The organism is Streptomyces sp. NPDC001890, from assembly GCF_042891445.1.
Lineage (GTDB): Bacteria > Actinomycetota > Actinomycetes > Streptomycetales > Streptomycetaceae > Streptomyces.
In genome coordinates this window covers 1-19014 of record NZ_JBIATE010000024.1, presented here as the reverse complement: position 1 = coordinate 19014, position 19014 = coordinate 1, and the positions used below count along the sequence as shown (strand labels likewise).

The 19014-nt window shown below is 68.0% G+C and carries 15 protein-coding genes and 1 pseudogene; 10 read left to right on the top strand and 6 right to left on the bottom strand.

The window, feature by feature from the left end:
• Window positions 1-293 precede the first annotated feature (293 nt).
• The 9 genes from ACFYY1_RS34940 (at window position 294) to ACFYY1_RS34900 (ending at window position 12186) form a co-directional block, all read left to right on the top strand.
• Window positions 294-1556: an ATP-grasp domain-containing protein gene (locus ACFYY1_RS34940; protein ID WP_388592760.1), complete on the top strand. Its 1263-nt coding sequence runs from the start codon at window positions 294-296 to the stop codon at window positions 1554-1556.
• A 25-nt stretch (window positions 1557-1581) separates the two neighbouring features.
• Window positions 1582-2823 carry an ATP-grasp domain-containing protein gene (locus ACFYY1_RS34935; RefSeq protein ID WP_388592759.1) on the top strand — a complete coding sequence of 414 codons (1242 nt, stop codon included), beginning with the start codon at window positions 1582-1584 and terminating at the stop codon, window positions 2821-2823.
• Window positions 2823-4106, top strand: a complete 1284-nt coding sequence (locus ACFYY1_RS34930; protein ID WP_388592855.1) for an MFS transporter — start codon at window positions 2823-2825, stop codon at window positions 4104-4106. The genes ACFYY1_RS34935 and ACFYY1_RS34930 overlap by 1 nt, the downstream gene beginning before the upstream one ends.
• A 77-nt stretch (window positions 4107-4183) precedes the next feature.
• Entirely contained in the window at window positions 4184-4423 is a 240-nt protein-coding gene (locus ACFYY1_RS34925) for a hypothetical protein (RefSeq protein ID WP_388592757.1), read from the top strand.
• Window positions 4424-4601: 178 nt separating this feature from the next.
• Window positions 4602-5879, top strand: coding sequence for a MurT ligase domain-containing protein (locus ACFYY1_RS34920; RefSeq protein ID WP_388592755.1), 1278 nt, complete (start codon window positions 4602-4604; stop codon window positions 5877-5879).
• On the top strand, window positions 5869-6612 hold the full coding sequence (locus ACFYY1_RS34915; RefSeq protein WP_388592754.1) for a type 1 glutamine amidotransferase: 744 nt from the start codon (window positions 5869-5871) through the stop codon (window positions 6610-6612). The genes ACFYY1_RS34920 and ACFYY1_RS34915 overlap by 11 nt, the downstream gene beginning before the upstream one ends.
• Window positions 6613-6617: 5 nt before the next feature.
• Window positions 6618-7127 (top strand): peptidoglycan recognition family protein, encoded by a 510-nt coding sequence (locus ACFYY1_RS34910; RefSeq protein ID WP_388592752.1) that lies wholly within the window; start codon window positions 6618-6620, stop codon window positions 7125-7127.
• Window positions 7128-7420: 293 nt separating this feature from the next.
• On the top strand, window positions 7421-7780 hold the full coding sequence (locus ACFYY1_RS34905) for a CU044_2847 family protein (protein ID WP_388592750.1): 360 nt from the start codon (window positions 7421-7423) through the stop codon (window positions 7778-7780).
• Complete coding sequence (locus tag ACFYY1_RS34900; protein WP_388592747.1) at window positions 7777-12186, top strand: trypsin-like peptidase domain-containing protein; 4410 nt, start codon at window positions 7777-7779, stop codon at window positions 12184-12186. The genes ACFYY1_RS34905 and ACFYY1_RS34900 overlap by 4 nt, the downstream gene beginning before the upstream one ends.
• Window positions 12187-12338: 152 nt before the next feature.
• On the opposite strand, the gene ACFYY1_RS34895 is transcribed toward ACFYY1_RS34900, so the two are convergent.
• From ACFYY1_RS34895 to ACFYY1_RS34870, 6 genes are read right to left on the bottom strand one after another with little or no spacing between them, the layout of a single operon-like run.
• Entirely contained in the window at window positions 12339-13553 is a 1215-nt protein-coding gene (locus ACFYY1_RS34895) for an acetyl-CoA carboxylase biotin carboxylase subunit family protein (protein ID WP_388592745.1), read from the bottom strand.
• Complete coding sequence (locus ACFYY1_RS34890; RefSeq protein WP_388592742.1) at window positions 13550-14818, bottom strand: MFS transporter; 1269 nt, start codon at window positions 14816-14818, stop codon at window positions 13550-13552. Before ACFYY1_RS34890 ends, ACFYY1_RS34895 begins: the two co-directional genes overlap by 4 nt.
• Complete coding sequence (locus tag ACFYY1_RS34885) at window positions 14799-16004, bottom strand: GNAT family N-acetyltransferase (protein ID WP_388592740.1); 1206 nt, start codon at window positions 16002-16004, stop codon at window positions 14799-14801. Before ACFYY1_RS34885 ends, ACFYY1_RS34890 begins: the two co-directional genes overlap by 20 nt.
• Window positions 16001-16810, bottom strand: a complete 810-nt coding sequence (locus ACFYY1_RS34880) for an HpcH/HpaI aldolase/citrate lyase family protein (protein WP_388592738.1) — start codon at window positions 16808-16810, stop codon at window positions 16001-16003. Before ACFYY1_RS34880 ends, ACFYY1_RS34885 begins: the two co-directional genes overlap by 4 nt.
• Window positions 16811-16814: 4 nt before the next feature.
• Entirely contained in the window at window positions 16815-17933 is a 1119-nt protein-coding gene (locus ACFYY1_RS34875) for an Ldh family oxidoreductase (RefSeq protein WP_388592737.1), read from the bottom strand.
• 2 nt (window positions 17934-17935) lie between these two features.
• Window positions 17936-18358: a cupin domain-containing protein gene (locus tag ACFYY1_RS34870; protein ID WP_388592736.1), complete on the bottom strand. Its 423-nt coding sequence runs from the start codon at window positions 18356-18358 to the stop codon at window positions 17936-17938.
• Between the two features lie 308 nt (window positions 18359-18666).
• On the opposite strand from ACFYY1_RS34870, the pseudogene ACFYY1_RS34865 reads away from it, so the two are divergent.
• Window positions 18667-19014: pseudogene (locus ACFYY1_RS34865) on the top strand (crotonyl-CoA carboxylase/reductase); the annotation flags it as partial.

Sequence of the window (19014 nt, the reverse complement as noted above, 5' to 3'; positions counted from 1 at the left end):
GTGGTCCCCGCGACGTCGGTCCGTGCGACCGCTCGGCCGCGACGGCCGGCCCTGTGACTCCCCCCTTGACACACCTCGCCCACGCATGGCGGTCACAACATGACTCAACCATAACTGATCATCTTGACTCGACCTTGTCACCATGGATGCAACTCCGAGTAAAATCCGCCAAGATCCCAGATAGAAAGCGCCCCACTGTTGACTCGCTGACATGACTGCATATCCTCTCATGGGGTTGCCGGCCCGTGACTGGACAGGCAACCTGCACATCGACCCAGTCGAAGGGAAGAGTCATGGAACGGCAGAGCAAGCCGAAGAAACAGGAGGAAGGGGTCCTCCTGATCGTCGGCTGCCGCAACGAGATGCGTGAGTTCGTGCTCCAACAGGCTTCGGCGGCCTATCCGTTGTGGCTGGTCTCCGGAGAGGAGCCGACCTGGCAGGAGGGGTACCTGCAGGGCTGGACCAAGGCGGATCTGAGCGATCCCACCGACCCGGCCGCGCTGCTTGCCGCAGTGGACGAGCTGTCTGCGGAGATGACGATCGGCGGCGTCCTGTGCTTCGAGGAGGGCCTGATCATGCTCGCGGCGGCCGTCACCGGGCATCTGGGGCTGCCGGGACTGACCACGGAGACGGCATGGAAGTGTCGTGACAAGGGCGCCACCCGAGCGGTCATGGCGTCGGCGGGAGTACCCCAGCCCCAGTCGGTCGCCGTCGTGACCTGCGAGGAGGCGTTGCGCGCGGCGTCCGACATCGGATATCCGGTCGTCGTCAAACCCCGGGCGCTGGGCGGCGCGCTCGGCGTCAGGGTGGTCCATGATCCGGCGGCTCTGGAGCAGTCCTTCGCCGCCGTCGAATCCGCCATCGCCCTCTGCCAGGACGAGATTCCCGTTCTGGCGGAGCCGGTGCTCGTGGAGACGTATCTCGACGGTCCTGACGTCAGTGTCGAGTCCATCTCGCACCTCGGTCGGACACATCCCCTGGTGGTCGCCCGGGTCAGCACCGTCTGCGCGCCGTATTTCGAAGAGGCGGATCACGTCATGGACGGGGCGGACCCACTGCTCGACGACGCGGAATTCCGGCGCATGCTCCAAGACGCCCACACCGCGCTGGGGATCACCGAGGGCGCCACCTTGACACAGTGGCGCCTCACCCGGTCGGGACCACAACTCGTGGAAGTCAACGGCCGGTTGGGCGGCGACCTCGTGCCCTTCCTCGGAGGCCGGGTGACCGGCACCGCCCCGGCACTGGCGGCGGCCGACGTCGCCATGGGCCATGCTCCGGCCACCGATCGCCGTCCGCAGGGCGCGGCGGTCATCACGTTCGTGTTCCCGCCGTACGACCTGCGGGTGGGTTCCCTCGCGGTCGAGGGTCCGCTTCCCGACGGTGTGCACGTGGGGCTGTTGGCAGCCGAGGGCGACGAACTGCGACTGCCGCCTCGTGACTACAAGAACAGGCTGGCCTACATCACGGCCGAGGCGGACGACGCCGACGCCTGCCTTCGGCTGGTCGACGAGGCCAAGAAGCTCATCAAGCTCGAAGGGGAACCGCTGCAGTGACCGCTCGGGCAGGAAAGGCGAGTTCGTGAGCGTCCATATCCTCGTCATGGACGGCAACTGGCACTGGCAGCCGCGATTGCGGGACATCTCGCCGGGCGCCGGGACAGCGGTACTGTGCCGGGCTTCCGATCTGAAGTGGGCGGATGAACTGCGTGGCGTCACGGCCGTGGTCGGCCTGGCCGACGACCTGCCTGTCGAGCACTGGGTGGCCGCCGCTCAGCATCTGCACCAGGAGTGGCGAATCGATGTGATCGCGTCGCTCAACGACCGGACGCAGGACAGGACCGCGGCCGTGGCGCAGGCGTTGGGTCTGCCGTTCCACCACCCGGACACCGTTGCCTGGGTGCACGACAAGCACCGCATGCGGGCACGCCTGGCCTCCGCCGGAGTAGAGCGGGTGAAGTGTGCTCAGCCCACCACCCTGGAAGAACTGGGGGACTTCTTCACGGAAGTCGCCGGTCCCGTCGTGGTGAAACCAACGGGCGGTCACGCGTCACGCGGGGTCACCGTGGTCCGTACGCGGGAGGAGCTGCCCGCCGCGTGGCAGCACGCCTGGGGCGAGGCGACGTCCTGGACCGGCGACTATCCGCCGCTGGTGGAGGAGTACGTGCCGGGCCCGGAGTACAGCGTGGAGACGCTCACCCACCGAGGTGTGCACCATGTGCTGGCCGTGACGGAGAAGACCAGTGACCCCGTCGCTCGTGTGGAGACGGGGCATGTGATACCCGCCCGCCTCGACGGGCGGCGCGAGTCGGCGCTGATCGCCCATACGCGTTCGGTGCTTTCGGCGCTGAACATCCGGTTCGGCCTCACCCACACCGAGGTCATCGACTCTCCGAACGGGCCGGTCACGGTGGAGACACACCTCCGCAAGGGCGGGGACCAGATCGAGGACCTCGTGCGTGAGGCCGCCGGGGTGGACATGGCGGACCTGTACCTGCGCCAACTGACCGGGCAGGACATCGGGGAACTGGAGGTCCTGCGGGAGCGCCGGAGCCATCCCGTGTACCGAGCCGCCGCCGCCATCCGGTACCTCGCGCCGGACCGGCACGGCGTCCTCGCCGGCATCGACGGATGGCAGGAGGCCGATGCGGAACCGGGGGTGATGCGGTCGGGTCAGCTCGTTCCCGACGGAACCCGGCTCGCCGGTCTCAAGAACTCGGACTTCCGCCTGGGTTTCGTCCGGGTGTGTGCGCCGGACGCCGAGCGAGCGGTCAGCCGTGCCGACCACGCCCTCGGAAAACTCACTGTTCGCTGGGCCGAGTGATGGCGGCCGACCAGGGCCGGCGCAGGGCAACGGTCCTGAACCGGCTGCTGCCACCGGAGCGGTTCGCCAGGCGACTGGTCACCATGACGCTGGTGAACGCGTTCGGCAACGGACTGTCCGCCACGGGGGCCACGCTCTACTTCATCCAGTACGCGGGCCTCTCGACAACCGAGCTCGGGCTGGCGCTCACAGCCGCCGGGGTCTGCGGGCTGCTGGCCGGCATTCCCATGGGGCGGCTGGCGGACCGCCACGACCCCAGGACCATCCTGATGGTGGCCCTGCTGGTCCAAGGCGCCGCAACCGTCGGCTACGTGTTCGTCGGCTCGTTCTGGGCATACCTGCCGCTGGTCTGCGCGCTCACCTTCTGCGCGCGGGGTGCGACAGCGGTCCGCAATGTCCTGGTCACCACCGTGGTCCCCGACAAAGCCGTCGTGCCGACGCTCGCGTATCTGCGGGCCGCCCTCAATATCGGACTCGCCCTCGGCTCCGCGGCGGCCGCCGTGGCCCTGGCCTTCGACGAGAAGCCGTGGTACGTGGCCCTGCTCCTGGTGGACAGTGCGACGTTCCTGATCTCGGGCCTGATGCTCTTCGGCGTGCCCTCGACGGGCCGTGACACGTCGGCCCGGCAGAAGGAGGGGGATCCGGGGACCAGAACGCGTGCCTGGCGCGACCACCCCTATCTGCTGTTCACCGCCTTGAGCGGGCTGCTGGCCCTGCACGTCGGCATCCTCGATCTCGGCATCGTGCTCTGGGTGAAGATGCACACCCCGGCGCCTCAGACCGTCATCGCGATGGCGATCATCCTGAACACGGGCTTGGTCACGCTCCTGCAGGTGCGATTCAGCCGGGGAGTCGACAGCGTGCGCGGATCGGCAGTCGCGTGCCGGCGGGCCGGTGTCGCCCTCGCGGTGTCCTGCCTGACCTTCGGGCTGGCGACGCGGGGGTCGCCGTGGACGGCCGGTGCCCTCGTGCTCCTCGCCACCGCCGTTCTCACCCTCGGCGAGCTGTGGCTGTCCGCCGGTACCTGGTCGCTCAGTTACTCCTTGGCGCCCGCCGACAGCCAGGGCCTGTACCAGGGCGTCTTCTACACCGGCTTCGCGGCCGCCACCATGGCATCGCCCTTGGTGATCACGTTCGTGGTCGACGCCGAAATGGCCGGCTGGGCAGGGATGGGTGCCCTGTTCGCACTGTCGAGTGCCCTGATTCCCGCAGTCGCACGCCAGGCCGCGAAACGCCTTCAGGGCGTGGCGGAACCCCCCGAATCCCGTGTCGGCCAGGGATGACGCTCGCAGTCTCTGCCCATTCGACCAATTCGAGCACATTCAGCATGAACACCATTCCGCTCAAGGGAGATCCAGTCATGACCGAGAACATCGACAACCAGCCCACCGAAGAGCAGAACTCCACTCTCCTTTCCACCAGAAATTCCACTCGGACGGGGTCCCTCATGTTCACCAGAACTGTCATAGCGCTTCTCGCCGTCGTCAGCCTCTTCAGCTTTACCGGCAGCATGGAGAACGCACCGGTACAGGCGGCGGAACATGCCACGGCAGCGGACGGTACGGAAGAAGGGGACACCGACTTCCCCCCGTGTTGCTGACTTCGGGCACAGGGAAATTCCACCACCCTGAAAGTCGCCGGGAATTCATTCCACAGGTAACAGCCCGCCGTTCCGACCGGCGGGCCGTTACTGCTCCTTCTTCCCGGCAGACGCGCCGACGGCACCTGGACCGCCCGTCGAAGAACCCCTCCCATCGCTCACCACGCTAGGGCGCATCATGACCAAGCTCCATGGAATAGCATCTGCGATTCGAAGCTGCTGCGCGGTTCAGGTCGGTCGTCTGGTCGCCGAAGCGTATCGACGTTCCGGTCGGCCGGGTGGCACGTTCAAAGCGGGTTCCATTGCGCTTCGGATCTCCCCGGACGTGCTCAATGTATTGTCCTCGCCCTTGGATGTCTCGCTCATCAGCGGAACGAACGGCAAGACGACCACTACACGCCTGATCACGGAGTCTCTATCGACACATGGCCACGTGGTGAGCAACAGCTTGGGTGCCAACCTGCCGGCGGGAATAGTCAATGCCGCATTGAGCGCGGGATCCGACACCAGGGCGGGCGTGATGGAGGTGGATGAGCGCTACTTGCCAAGAATCATGGACGAAACCGATCCAAAAACTGTTGTACTGCTCAATCTCAGCCGAGACCAGCTGGATCGCACACCGGAATGCAGGAACATTGCCAGTCTCTGGAGACAGGCCCTTTCGGAGACGAATGCCACCGTGATCGCCAACGCCGACGACCCTCTGGTGGTCTGGGCAAGCTCAACCGCCAAGAACGTGGTCTGGGCTTCGGTAGGTCAGCGCTGGACAGATGACTCATGGTATTGCCCAGCGTGTGGAGACCAGCTGGAAAGAGATGATGAGGAATCATGGCTCTGCGTTTCCTGTGGCCTTGCCAAACCTCTCGCTCGATGGGTCCTGCGGGACGAAACGATGCTGGACACCCTCCTCGGCACGTCCCACCGTCTCCAGCTGAGACTTCCCGGCCTCGCCAACCGCGCCAATGCGGTGATGGCGATTGCCGCCGCGGACGTGCACAAAGTTCCGGCACCCGTGGCGTTGGCTCGCACGGCCCTGGTCGGCGGAGTCTCCGGAAGGTTTGAAACCTTTCCGTACCGAGGCAGTCGGGTCCGCCTGCTGCTCGCCAAGAATCCGGCCAGCTGGCTGGAGACGCTGGAGCTGATCCAGGACAGTCCGGAAGTGGTCCTGGCGTTCAATGCCAGGAACCTCGACGGACTCGACTCCTCATGGCTCTGGGACGTCGATTTCTCCAGCCTTCGGAATCGCTCGGTATTCGTCATGGGCGAGAGAAGGTTCGATCTGGCAGCGCGGCTGCACTACGACGGCGTCGCCTTCGATCTCGTCGACTCGCTGGACGAGATCTGTTCGTTCGGCGAGCATCCGCACCTTGATGTCGTGGCCAATTACACCGCATTCCTGTCCGCGATCACCACCGTCCGAGGGAAGACCAGCAAGGGGGCTGGGCATGCCGAATGACAACTTGACAATCGCCTGGGTCTACCCGGATCTGTTGAGCACGTACGGGGATCAGGGGAACGTGGCCGTACTCGCTGGACGAGCGCGCTCGCGCGGAATACCGGTAGAGATCCTGCAGATTCGCTCGGGGCGATCGATTCCGGCCTCTGCCGACATCTACATGCTGGGCGGAGGTGAGGACAGGGCGCAGGAACTCGCCTCGGATCGCCTCAGGGCAGATCCCGGCCTGCGGCGCGCCGCCGACGCCGGCCGAGTGATCATGGGGGTCTGCGCGGGTTACCAACTTCTGGGAACAAGGTTTCTCGGCCACGATGGCAGAACCCATGCGGGAGCCGGAATCCTGGATGTCCGGAGCCACCGCCTGGAACAGCGCGCAACCGGCGAGCTGCTCGGCGAGGTCGACCCCGAACTGAACCTGCCGGAGATAACGGGGTTTGAAAATCATCACGGCTCGACGGCTCTGGGCCCGGGTGCCCGCCCCCTGGCCAGGACGATTGTCGGCTACGGCAACGGGGACGGCTCGGAGGGCGCCTACCAGGGATCCGTTCTCGCCACCTACATGCACGGGCCGGCGCTCGCCCGTAATCCCGCACTGGCAGACCTGCTCCTGACATGGGCCACCGGAAGTACGTTGAGTTCGATCGACGACACCTGGATGGAGAAAATGCGCGATGAGCGCCTGCACCACCTCGGCTACAGCAGGAGCGGTCGGCAAACAGAACTGAGCGGCTGAACACAATGATCATTCGTCGCCGATCCCACTTCGGCTGGGGGCCGTCCGATGCCGACTTCGCCATGCCGCAACGAGGAATTGTGCTCCACTTCAACGGGCGCGCCACTCACCTTTCCGCGCACGCAGAATGCATTGCGTACTGGAAGCGAGTCCGCTCCTTCCACGTGGATGGAAACGGCTGGGTCGACATCGGATACAGCTTCGGGGTATGCCCGCACGGGGAAGTGTTCACCGGGCGCGGCCTGTACCGCTACCAGGCCGCACAAGGAACCACGGAAGGCAACAGGGAGTACTACAGCATCACCTTGATGGTCGGCGGAACCGAAGTACCTCCGGCTCAACAGATCGATATGGTCCGTGATTTTCGCAGATATCTGATAGGCCTCGGCGCAGGGGTTGAGATCAGACCGCATCAAAAATTCTTCGACACCGACTGCCCCGGTCCTGTGATCACGGAACTCCTGTCCCAAGGGGCGTTCGACCACGGGACAGCCCTTGGCCTCGATCTTGCCTGACCAGCACCCCGCCCAGGCCGATAGTCACCGCCTGGTCCGCTTCCGGAGCCTTCGGTCATCGCCCAGGACGGCCTGCCCCGGATCGTGGACGGCCCGCGGTCTCCGCCACGGAGTAAGCGCGGCGGATATCGCCTGGTCAAGACCTGCCCGACGGGCCTCAGCAAGTCCCCTCGACAGCCGTTGGTGACGCAAACGCCACGATATGGCCAATCGCGCCTCATTGACCTTGTCGACTCGTTAACTCACCTTGAACAGCGGGCGGATGGAACACTTTGCCAGGGAGGTGCACGCACGTGACGGTAGTGGAGTTCGCGGCGGGTCAGGACGGACGCGTTTACGTCGAGGTTCCTGACGAGACATATGACAAAGACGGCAGCGGACTGGTCCGAGCCGGCGCCGGGGACCGGATCGCCCGGGCTGCGGCGGATACCTGGCAGGGTGCGCTGGCGGGCGTGCGGTCCGCAGCGGAGGGGGCGCTGGCCCAACTACGCGGAATCGACCCGCCCCCGGAGGAAGTGGAGGTGACCTTCGGGGTGGCCGTCGACGGCAAGTTCGGCGCGACACTGGTATCAGCGGGCACGAACGCGCATCTGAACGTGAAGGTCGTCTGGCGGAACACCGCCGGCACGTCAGCCCCGGACCCGGGTGCATGACGAGTCCGAGCCTGCTGGCACAACGTCCGTCGTGGCTGGTCCGCTTTCCCCGTGTGCACGGCGAAGGTGCAGCGGGGGCAGGGGTACTTGTCGGGACCCGTCACGTGGTGACCTGCGCGCATGTCCTGGACAAGCAGTTCGGCCGGGAAGATCCAGCACCCGGCCGGAGCCCAGCAGCACCTGCTCAGGTGGTCGAGGTCGAGTTCCCGTTCGCCGGCAGAACCGGATCTCCCGGTACACGGATGCGGGCCACGGTCGTGGGCTGGGCACCCATCGCGTGGGACGGTTCTGGCGACGCAGCGCTCCTGGAACTGGAGTCGGAACTGGATCTGACACCCGATCTGGAACCGGAGCCGAAAGACAAGAAGAGCGTCGCCTGCACACCGGCTCCGCTGGCGTGTCCCCCCTCGCTGAGCGGTCACGAGTTCTCCGTGCACGGCTTCCCTCACGGCAGCCCAGTAGCGCGGCAGGTGACTGGTGTGCTGCGAGGTGCCAGCGGCCAGGAGGGGCCGTGGGTACAACTGGACCCGGAGGGCGCGGCAGGCTGGGCGATCGAGGTGGGCTTCTCCGGCGCACCCGTTTTCGACAGGAAGAGGGATGCTGTAGTCGGCATCGTCGTGGCACGCGACAATCCCGACACACGCACCGGGCACATGCTGCCCATGTCCTACCTGCGGTCGCTCTGGCCCGAGGTACGGAGGAACTGCCGCTGGCGGCTGGACCTGGAGAGCAGCTACGAAGCCCACTGGCAGCCCAGAGCGCGCGGCTCCGAGCCCGATTCCTCCACCGATGAATGGTTCTTCACTGGCCGTACCGAAGCGCGCCGCGTCATCCACGACTGGCTTGCGGGCGAGGATCCGGCTCTCGCCAAGCACTCCGTCCTGCTCGTGACAGGTGGCCCGGGCAGCGGAAAATCGGCCCTCCTTGCGCACTCGCTGGTCTCAGCCGACCTGCTGCTGTCCAAGACTGTCCCTCACCCCGCTCTCTCGGACCTGCACTTGCCGATCGGAGCCTTCGATGTAGCGCTCCACCTGAGAGGGCACAACCGGGACGATGTGACGGCACAGTTGGCCCGCGCCCTGGACATCACCGGAAGCGATTCCGGTGAACTGCTGGCCTCGGTACGCAAGCTGCCACCCGAACAACCGCTTACGGTGCTGGCGGATGCAGTGGAGGAAGCGGCCAGCCTGGAAGACGCGCTGCAGATTGCTTCCCTGCTCAAGCAATTGGCCACCACCGGCCGAGTCCGAGTGCTGGCCGCGGTGCGCACCGCCCCCGCAGGCACCGGCCGGGAACGGATCTTCAGCAGTTTCGGCCGTGACGCCTGGCTCGTCGATCTGGAAGACAACCGATATTTGCACCGCCCCGACGTCACCGAATACGTCGTACGTCGTCTGACGGGCGACCCAAGGCATTCGGCCGCGTACCAGGAGTACGAGCGAGACCAACTGCGCGCGATCGGGGAGGCCGTGGCGCGCAAGGCCCGCTACAACTTCCTCATCGCCCAGCTCACCACCGCGTGGCTGATCCGACGCGACGAGCAGGAGCCCGGTCCGGGCGAAGCCGGCTGGGAGGACAGGCTGCCTACGACTGTCGGCGACGCGATGGACACCTACCTCAACACCTGCGGTACCGACTCGGAAACCCTCCGTCGTCTGCTCACAGCTCTGGCCTATGCCCGCGGCGACGGCCTGCCCCGCAGCGACACGTGGCTACGCATGGCCGACCGACTCGGTCCCGACGGCATTCGCCACAGCGCCGAGGACCGGGAGCAGATCTTCCAGAGCGCGGCACACTACCTCGTCGAACGAGTCAACGAGGGTTCCAGGACACCTACGTATCGTCTCTTCCACGACGCCCTGGATCAGCACCTGCGCAAGGAGTGCGAGCGCGAGCATCGCGCAACCGAGGCGGCCATCGAGGCACGCATTGCGGCGGTACTCAAGAATGCCGTACCCGAACGCGATGACGAGTGCGACTGGGCCCGGGCCGATGCGTACACGCGGGACCACCTGGCCAGTCACGCAGCCTCCGGGGGACAACTCGACGACCTCCTGACGGACACCGAGTACCTGGTCCATGCCACTCCTCGCAGGTTGGTTCCACTCCTGCACCGAGTCCAGAGCGAGCCCGCCCGGTTGGCAGCGGCCGTGTACCGCACTTCGCTCGGCATCCACGCCCGCGCCGCACCGCGCACAAGGCGCCAAGTGCTCGCCCTCGACGCCGCACGCGCCGGCGCCACCGAACTGCATGGAGAACTCATCCGTCGCATACCCTCAGGTGACTGGGCTCCCCTCTGGGCGACGGGCAGCAGCTTCACTCCCAGTCTTCGCGACACCCTGACCGGCCGGACGGGCCGGGTCTCCAAGGTCACGTGCTCGGTGCTGGACGGCGCCCCAGTCGCTGTTGCCATCACGGATGACAGAAGCGGCAACGCGGTGGAGGTATGGGATCTGGCCACAGGCGCTCCGCTGGCCAACCGCACCATCCCGAGGTGCAGGGCATTGAGCACGCTGCCGGACGGCACACCGGTCGCCGTCACCATGGGATACGACAAGGTGGTGCAGGTCTGGAACCTGGTCACCGGTGCGCCCATCGGCAAACCCTTCGCCAGCCACACGGACGGGCTCTTCGACGCTGCGTGCACCTCAGTGGACGGCACCCCGGTCGCCGTCATTGCCTACGCCGATGACAGTAGGCGGCATCGGGAGCGGTACCCCTACGGCTTGAATTCCGGCTTGAGGGAGCGGAATGTCCAACGGGACGACACGGTGCAAGTGTGGAACCTGACTACCGGAACCCCCGTCAGCGAGCTCGGCACCGGCCGGACACTGCAGGAGCGGAACCGGACCAGCGGCACCGTCTTCCCTGGTCTTCGCACTGACCGCATCCGACCAGTGTGCAGGGTCGCCTGCACGGTGCTGGGAGGCAAACCGGTAGTCGTCACCGGCGACTTCGACGGCAGGGTGGGCTTTTGGAACCTCGCCACGGGTACGCGCCTGCATGGATCCTTCACGGGCCACTGGGGCCGGGAATTCAACCAAGTGCGCGATATAGCCTTCACGACGGTGCGCGGCGCCCCAGCCGCGGTCACCGTCGGTGACGACCGCACCGTACGCCTGTGGGATCTGACCACTCGCGCCCAATTCGGCAAACCCTTGACAGGCCACGCCGGCGGGGTGGTGTCGGTGGCATGCACGACGGTGGACGGCACCCCGGTCGCCGTCACGGGCGGCTTCGACAAGACGGTGCGGGTGTGGAACCTGGCAACCTGCGAGCCAATCGGCGAGCCCCTGACTGGCCACAATGACACGGTGGTGGACGTGGCGTGCTCAGTGCTGGACGGCACCCCGGTCGCAGTCAGCGGCAGCAGCGACGGCACGGTGCGCGTGTGGAATCTGACCGCGGGCACCCCCTTGGGGAAACCCCGTCCAGGCCACACCGGCCAGGTGACATCGGCCGCCTACACAGTCGTGCACGGCACCCCGGCCGCCGCGACCGCAGGTGAAGACGGCACCGTACGACTGTGGAACATCGCCACCGGCACTCCACTCGGCAACCCCCTGCCCAGTCACACCGCAACGGTCTACGACATCGCGTGCGAAGTGGTGAACGGTACCCCGGCCGCCATCACGACAGGCGTCGACGACGGGCAGCGCCGAAGCGCGGCTCGGGTGTGGGACCTGGCCGCCGGCATCCCTCTGGTGCCGCATTGGACTCCCATCGATGGAGCCAGAGCCGTTGCATGGATGAACGGCATCCCGGTCGCCATGAGCGACAGCGTCTTGAGCGGCGACGTGCGGGCGCTGAACCTGGCCGCCCGCGCACCATTCGGTTCACCCCTCCCGGACCACACGCGCGCACCAGGCAAGGGAGCGTATGGGGTGGCCTGCACCATGGTGGACGGCACCCCGATCGCGATCACAAGCGATGCACGAGGTGTGCGGGTCTGGAATCTGTCCACCGGCACCACCCTCGGCGAACCCCAGCCCAAAAACTCCGGCCGCCTGGTGTTCAGCATGGGGTGCGCATCAGTGGACGGCACCCTGATCGCCGTCACCGGCGACACCGACGGCACCGTGCGGATGTGGAATCCCACCACCGGCTCCTCGCTCGACAGCTCCGTCGCCGGTCACACCGACTGGGTGGATGCGGTGATGTGCGCGGTGCTCGACGGCACCCCGGTCGCAGTCACCGCTGGACGCGACAACACGGTGCGGTTGTGGAACCTACGGACCGGCGAACCCCTCGGGCTCCTGCCCGTCACTCGCCCGCGAGCGGTCGCCCTGACTCCCTGGGGAGATCTCGTCGTAGGCACGAGCAACGACGTAGCGGTCTATCGTCGCTGCCCCGTCCGAACTCCCCACCAGATGCCGGAAACCAACAGCCCGTACACAAGCGGGTGACATTCTCCTGCATCACGTGCCTCGTCGGGACAACGAACTGTGCCCGCCGGCGGAGTCGGAGCGAATCAGTTCAGGGGCGTGTGGTGGGCACGGCCGGTACGGGCCCTGGAGCCGTCCTGGCGGGAGGGACGGCTCCGGGCCGAGACCCGGCACTACGGGAGCTGCTCCATCACCACGGCGCCGGCGAACCACTCCTGCACGTCGCGCATGCGCGCGATGACGGTTTCCTCGTCCGGTGCCGCCACCAGGGCGACCCCCACCCGCTGACCGGCGCTCGTCCTCGTGGGCGCGGCTGTCTCCACCCGGCCGTCCACGACCTCGGGCCTCGCGAGCAGTTCCCCGGTGCCCGGCATCTCCAGGGCGTTGCCCACCGGCGCGCGAAGCGTCAACTGCCCTTGGACACGGTCGTCCAGGACCGGTTCTCCCGCCGGCAGCCCGGCCACGGCCCGGCCCTGCTCGGTCAGCAGGTTGATCCCGTACCGGGCCTCGAACGCCTCGGTGATCATGCCGCCGCCCGCGCGGGCCGCGCACTCGGAGAACACCAGCCCGTCCGGTCCGTCGAAGACCTCCATGTGGAAAATGCCGTCGCGCATACCCAGCGCCTGCAGGCAGCGCAGCGCGAACTGCTCGGTACGAGCGCAGAGTTCGGGGTGCCGCGTGGCGTCCAGGGTGTAGGAGCCCCGTACCCCGCCGCTCGATGTGTTCAGGATGTTCTGTACGTACCGGGAGGCGCCGAAGGCCGTCAGCCGCCCGCCCCGCACACAGCCGTCGAGGTGCAGTTCGCCGCCTTCCACGTACTCCTCGACCAGGAACGGCCCCTTGGCCGCCGCGGTCGCCAGCAGTGTCCCCACCCGGTCCGCCAGCTCCTGCCCGGTGTCGGCGCGGTACGTGTCCACGGCGGCGGCCCCCGCCATCGGCTTGACCACCCTCGGCCAGCCCAGTTCCCCGGCCGGTCCCCCCACCAGGTCCGCCGGCCGGGCCACCACGGCCGTGCGCGCGACCGGCAGGCCCGCCGCGCGGATCGCCCGCTTCTGCAGCTCCTTGTCCCGGAACCGCAGACTCACCTCCAGCGACAGATGCGCGGGCCGGCCGATCGCCGCGGCCACCGCCGCCGCGGGAACCACCGTGAACTCGTCGATGCCGCAGACGGCATCGAACTCGGCCGGGTCCACGCCCGCACGCGCGAGGGCGGCCAACACCGCCTCGACGTCGGTGGGATCACCGCAGGGCAGCATCCGTGCGCGGTCCGTGGCCCGCTGCGAGACACGCGCGTACTTGCGCAGCTCGGTGACCGTCGTCCGGTCGAAGTCGAGTTTGTCGATGGCGTCGTCGACCACCGACTTGTAACCGAGGATCAGGACTCTCATGGGGTGGTGCCTCCAACCGGCTCCGGGGACAAGGGGGTGAGAGCGAGGGCGCGGTTGCGGACCACCGCCACCGTGACGCTCACGGTCAGCGCCAGGGCGGCGCCGACCAGGAGAGCTCCGGAGGACACCGTCGAGACCAGAAGGCCCACACCCGCGTAACCCAACGGCCGCAGGCCCGCGGAGAACAGCCAGTCGACGGAGACGATCTTCCCGAAGATCTCCTGCGGAACGTTTTCCTGGCGGATGGTCGTCCACAGGGTGTCGGCGCAGCTCAGGCCGAGCCCCGCACAGAACTGCGTCACCACGAGCGCCAGGACATGGGGAGTCCACGCCAGGCAGAACAGCCCCGGCACCACGGACAAGGTGAGCAGGAACATGGCGATCAGCGGCCTGCGCGGGCGGATGTGGACGGTCAGCAGCGCCCCGCTGAACAGCCCCACGGAGAAGGCTGCCATCACATATCCCCATCGCGCCGCCGCACCGTCGCCGCTCATGGCGGTCGGACCGAGGACGAACAGGACGCTGTAGTAGCAGATCTGGAAGGCCATGAAGAAGAGCAGGCTCGACCGGAGCCATGGCGCCCCGCGCACCATCCGCAGCGCGTGGCGCACCCCCAGTCCCCTGGTCCTCATCCGTATCGGAGCGGTGCTGATCAGCCCGGCCAGCAGCAGCGCGCTGCCGAAGAAGCTCAGCCCGTCGACGAGCACCACCCAGCCGGGGCCGAAGAACGCGGTGGCCAGGCCCGCGCCCGCCGCTCCGACCGTCGTCGCCGCGTTCTGGCAGGCGTTCAGCAGACCGTTGGCGGCCTGCAGGCGGCTCTCCTCGACATGTTCGACCACCAGGCCCTGCCGGGTGGGGGCGGTGAAGGCGCTGCCCGCCCCGTTGACCGTGGCGAGGACGATGAACGCCCACAGCGGTGCGTTGCTCCACAGGATCAGGGCACCCAGCAGCAGTTGACTCAGTCCGCGGCAGGTCTCGGTCACGACCATCACCGTGGCCCGGGGCAGCCGGTCCGAGGTCACCCCGCCGACCAGACAGAGCAGGATGAGGCCGGCGGACTGAGCGGACAGGACGAGGCCCAGCTCCTTCGCCGAGTAGTGCTCCAGCACCGCGAAGGCGACGGCGACGGGCGCCGCGGCCGTGCCCAGCTGGGTGAGGGTGCGCGCGGCGACGATTCTCCGGAAGGCGCCGTTGCCCAGGACCGCGTAGTCCTTGCGCAGCGCGGCCAGGCGGCCCGTCACCGGTCTACGGCTCGTTCGGGGCATGGCCGGATCCGGGCGTCCGCGGATCCATCCGCAGTCGTTCGTCGCGTCCGTAGCCCGCGTTCCACTCCGTGGTGCGGGCCTTGTTCCAGTCCTGCAGGGCCTCTCGCCAGACGCTCTCGTCGCGCAGCGGGATCAGCGCGGACCAGCGAGGGTCCGGGCGGGCGCCCCGGTTGAACTTGGCCGCGTAGGCCTCCGGGCCGTAGGAGACCCATGCGCTGCCCCGGGCGATCATGTCCGCGATCGGCGTGTAGTAGGCGGCGTTGTAGTAGACGTTCCCGCGCTCGCCCGGGTCGTCGCCACGCTCTCCGTACAGCCGGGCGTACGTGCCCTCTTCCCAGGAGTAGAAGAGCGAGAACGCCACGAGCTCGCCGTCCCGGTGGACCAGGTACGTGGTGGCGAGGGCGTCCAGGTGCTCCGCCTGGCGGCGCAGGTAGTCGACCATCGAGCTGTCGCCGCCGCGGTGACGCTGGATCAGGTTGGCGAACAGCGGCGCGATGCGCTCGTAGCACTCCGCGAGGGAGGCGGTGCTGATGGTGTACCCCTCCCCGGCGAAGCGACGTATCTCCCGGCGCATGGTGCGCCGCCGCGAGCTGCTCTGCATCGCGAAGAAGCCGTCCAGATCCGTGCCTTGGTCGGCCCCGGGCAGGCGGAACAGCGAGTCGGGGGCGGCGGACAGCACGAGCGCGTCCGGGAGTTGCGGCACCATCGCCTCGGCCTCGGGGGCGGTGAGGTACTGCAGGGCGACCACGGACACCTTGAGGTCGGTGCCGAGGTCCAGGGCGGCGGCGGTCAGGGCCCCCCGGACCCGGTCGGCGGTCCGGGCGGGCAGGTCCGGGCGGACGGGCAGCCGTGTGGTGTAGCCGGCCTTCGTGCCGATGAGCAGCACCGGCCCGCCGCCGACGCGCTGGTCGGTGCCGAAGAGGAAGTACGGGTTGTAGAAGCTCTTCGGGCCCGGGTTCGGTACGTAGTAGGCGGGCAGGCCCCCCAGGATCGTTCCGTTCCCGTCGCGGGCGATGAGGTAGTGCGGGACGTGGTCGCGGTCCGATTCCAGGGAGGCCAGCCAGGGGCGGGAGCTGTACAGACCGCGCCCGGCGCTGATCTGCTCCCACTCCCCCGGCGGGACGTCGAGGACACTGGCGACGGTCTCGATGCGCAGGTGTCCGCCGCCGGACCACGCGTCGGTCACTGGGCGTCCTTCCCTGCGGTGGCAGCGGTGGCACCGGCGCGGACGGGTGCCATCTCCCGGAGCAGTCCCTCGACGCCCTCACGGATCAGCTTGATGTCGTTGCCGACGGCGAGGACGTCGAAGCCCTCGGCGGAGTAGGAGTGGGCGGCGTCCATGCCGTAGGCGAACGCGCCGGCGAGCAGGCCGTGGGCGCGGCAGGCGCGCAGCGTACGTTCCCGGGCCCGGTCCAGTCGCGGTCCGGTGGTCACGCCCGGCTGGCCGAAGGACATGGCGAGGTCCCCCATGCCCAGGAAGAGGCCGTCGACGCCCGGGACCGCGGCTATCGCCTCGGCCTCCTCGACGGCCCGGGCCGACTCGATCTGCACGAGGCACAGCGCCTCGCTGTTGGCACGGGCCAGGTAGCCGGGCACGTCGGAGAAGTAGCCGGAGGCCCGTACCGGGTTGACCCCGCGGCGTCCCATCGGGGGAAAGCGCGTGTACGAGGCGAGCTGTTCCGCCTGCTCGCGCGTGTCGACCTTGGGCACGAGCACGCCGTGCGCGCCGATGTCCAGGGCGTGCTCGATGTGGGACGGCTCGTGCGAGGGGACCCTGACCAGGAGGGTGGTGTCGCGGCCGGAGACGGCCTGGACGGCGCGGAGCACGTCCTGCCGGGACAGTGCGCCCGCCTCCATGTCGAGGACGAGGAAGTCGATGTCCAGCGTCGCGCACAGCTCGGCGATTCCGGGTTCGGGCCAGAGCAGGAACAGCCCGGTCAGCGGCCCGGCCGACGGGTGTGGAGCACGCAGGCGCCTGAGGAGGGGGTTCATGGGTTCACTTCCGTTTCTCGGTCGCGTCCGCCGCCCGCGCACCGCCGGGTGCGTCCGTCAGCTCACACAGCTCGGCCCAGAGCCGGGCCGGGACGTGCAGTGGGCCGCCGTCGGCACCGGCGGCTCCGCCGGCGCTGCGGCCGGGCAGCCGGACCGCGGGGCGACCGGGCTGGGTACGGGTGGTGGCGAGGTGTTCTTCCAGTTGCCGGAACGCGGACAGGTAGCCGTCGCGGGACGTACCGGCGACCTCCGGCGAAAAGGCCAGGAACAGCCCGGAGTTACCGGTGGAGGGAGCCCCGGGGCGGGCCACTCCACCGCCCGCCACGGCCCCGGCCAGCAGTTCGACGGCGACGGCCAGGGCGTAGCCGCGGTGTTCCGTGCCCGCGGTACCCAGGGGCGGGATGAAGGCGGCGGGCGGGTCCTCGTACAGCCCCTGCGCCCGGTCCGTGGGCCGGCCCCGGTCGTCGTGCAGCCACCCCGGGGGCACGGGCTGCCCGGCGAGCAGACGGGCGCGGATCTCGCCTTCGGAGCTGGCCGCGGTGGTCATGTCGACGACCACCGGAGCGCCGCCGTCGCCGGGAAACGCGGCGAGGACCGGGTTGGTGGCCAGTCGGCCTTCGGCGGCGCCCGGCGGGGCGACCCGCTGTCCGCCGCCCGAGTAGTTCGCGAAGCCGAGGCAGCACAGGCCCTCCGCGGCGACGGCGCGCCCCAGGGGCGCCAGGGAGCCGAGGTGACCTGCGCCGCGCAGGGCGACGAGGGCGACGGGGTGCTCGGCGCAGCTTCGGACCAACTCGTCGGCGACGGTGTCCAGCGCCAGTACGCCCAGTCCCTGACCGCCGTCCACAACGCTCACTCCCGGCGCGGTGCGACGCACGCTCGGCAGCACTGCGGGCCGCAGGTCATCGGCGTCGATGTCGTGGGCGTACTCCAGCAGTCGCATCAGCCCGTGCGACGGGTGACCGTCACGCTCGGCGGTGAGGAGGTGGCGGGCCACCCGGTCCGCCGAACCGGCGTCGGCGCCGCGCCGCACCAGGACGGAGACGACGAGATCGTGCGCCTCGTCCGCCGGAACGGGCACGGTCCCCGACCGCTCCACGGTGCCCGCAGTCTCGATGGTGAGCACGGTCAGTCGACGACGGTCATGCGGTCGGCCGAGTCGATCGGCATGTGCGGCACCCCGAACGCCAGGAACTGGAGCGGCTCGGTGGCGGTCGGGTCGGTCTTCACGCCGTGCGGGTAGTTGGCCGGGACGAAGACGGAGTCTCCTGCGGTCATCTCGTAGTCGACGCCGTCGACATGGATGAATCCGTGGGAGCTCAGGATGTACAGGATGTGGGCGCCCGGGTGGGTGTGCAGTTCGAACTCCGCCCCGGTCTCCATGGTGATGCGGTCGAGGCCGATCTCGTCCCCGGAGTCGAGGAGTTCGGAGACGCCCGCGACGCCGAGGATGCCTTCCAGGACCGACTTGTCGGAGTTCAGCATCACCACCTGGTCCGCCTCGATCATGTTCACGACGTGAGACTTCTGGTCGAAGTCGACAGCGCTCATGGCAGCACTCCCATCCGGGGATAGTGTCAATGTCAGTTGTCATGCTTGCAACGCCCTATGGCAGGCGCTATTCGCAGCTCGAACCAGACGAAACATGCCCTGAGTCATGACTGTTTGTCAACGCCCAAAGTCAAACCAGATAGTGACATGCAGGCTTGACGCACATGCACCAAGCAACCCTGCATCACACCCACAAGGGAGGACATAATCACCTGAAATGCCACCAGAACAGCCGGATTGATTGACTAGGTGAGTTGACTGGTGGTTCGATCCGGCCGACGCCTATCTGCGCAGCCAAAGGAGCAGCCGTGAAGGAAATCCTTGATGCCATCACCTCGGGCCAGGCCGGCACCGCCGACTTCGCCGCTCTGGAACTGCCGGAGACCTACCGGGCGGCAGTACTGCACAAGAGTGACGCGGACATGTTCGAGGGGATGGCCTCGGCGGACAAGGATCCGCGGAAGTCCCTGCGCGTGGAGGACGTTCCGGTGCCCGAACTCGGGCCCGGCGAGGCCCTGGTGGCCGTCATGGCCAGCTCGGTGAACTACAACACCGTCTGGTCCTCGATCTTCGAGCCGCTCTCCACCTTCGGCTTCCTGGAGCGCTACGGAAAGCTCAGCGAGCTCACCAGGCGCCACGACCTGCCGTACCACGTC

Bases quoted from the DNA above. Each gene is read 5' to 3' on its own strand.
- ACFYY1_RS34910 (WP_388592752.1), top strand. From the start codon at position 6,618: ATGATCATTCGTCGCCGATCCCACTTCGGCTGGGGGCCGTCCGATGCC.
- ACFYY1_RS34895 (WP_388592745.1), bottom strand. From the start codon at position 13,553: ATGAGAGTCCTGATCCTCGGTTACAAGTCGGTGGTCGACGACGCCATC.
- ACFYY1_RS34925 (WP_388592757.1), top strand. From the start codon at position 4,184: ATGACCGAGAACATCGACAACCAGCCCACCGAAGAGCAGAACTCCACT.
- ACFYY1_RS34915 (WP_388592754.1), top strand. From the start codon at position 5,869: ATGCCGAATGACAACTTGACAATCGCCTGGGTCTACCCGGATCTGTTG.
- ACFYY1_RS34880 (WP_388592738.1), bottom strand. From the start codon at position 16,810: ATGAACCCCCTCCTCAGGCGCCTGCGTGCTCCACACCCGTCGGCCGGG.
- ACFYY1_RS34890 (WP_388592742.1), bottom strand. From the start codon at position 14,818: ATGCCCCGAACGAGCCGTAGACCGGTGACGGGCCGCCTGGCCGCGCTG.
- ACFYY1_RS34920 (WP_388592755.1), top strand. From the start codon at position 4,602: ATGACCAAGCTCCATGGAATAGCATCTGCGATTCGAAGCTGCTGCGCG.
- ACFYY1_RS34940 (WP_388592760.1), top strand. From the start codon at position 294: ATGGAACGGCAGAGCAAGCCGAAGAAACAGGAGGAAGGGGTCCTCCTG.
- ACFYY1_RS34930 (WP_388592855.1), top strand. From the start codon at position 2,823: ATGGCGGCCGACCAGGGCCGGCGCAGGGCAACGGTCCTGAACCGGCTG.
- ACFYY1_RS34900 (WP_388592747.1), top strand. From the start codon at position 7,777: ATGACGAGTCCGAGCCTGCTGGCACAACGTCCGTCGTGGCTGGTCCGC.
- ACFYY1_RS34870 (WP_388592736.1), bottom strand. From the start codon at position 18,358: ATGAGCGCTGTCGACTTCGACCAGAAGTCTCACGTCGTGAACATGATC.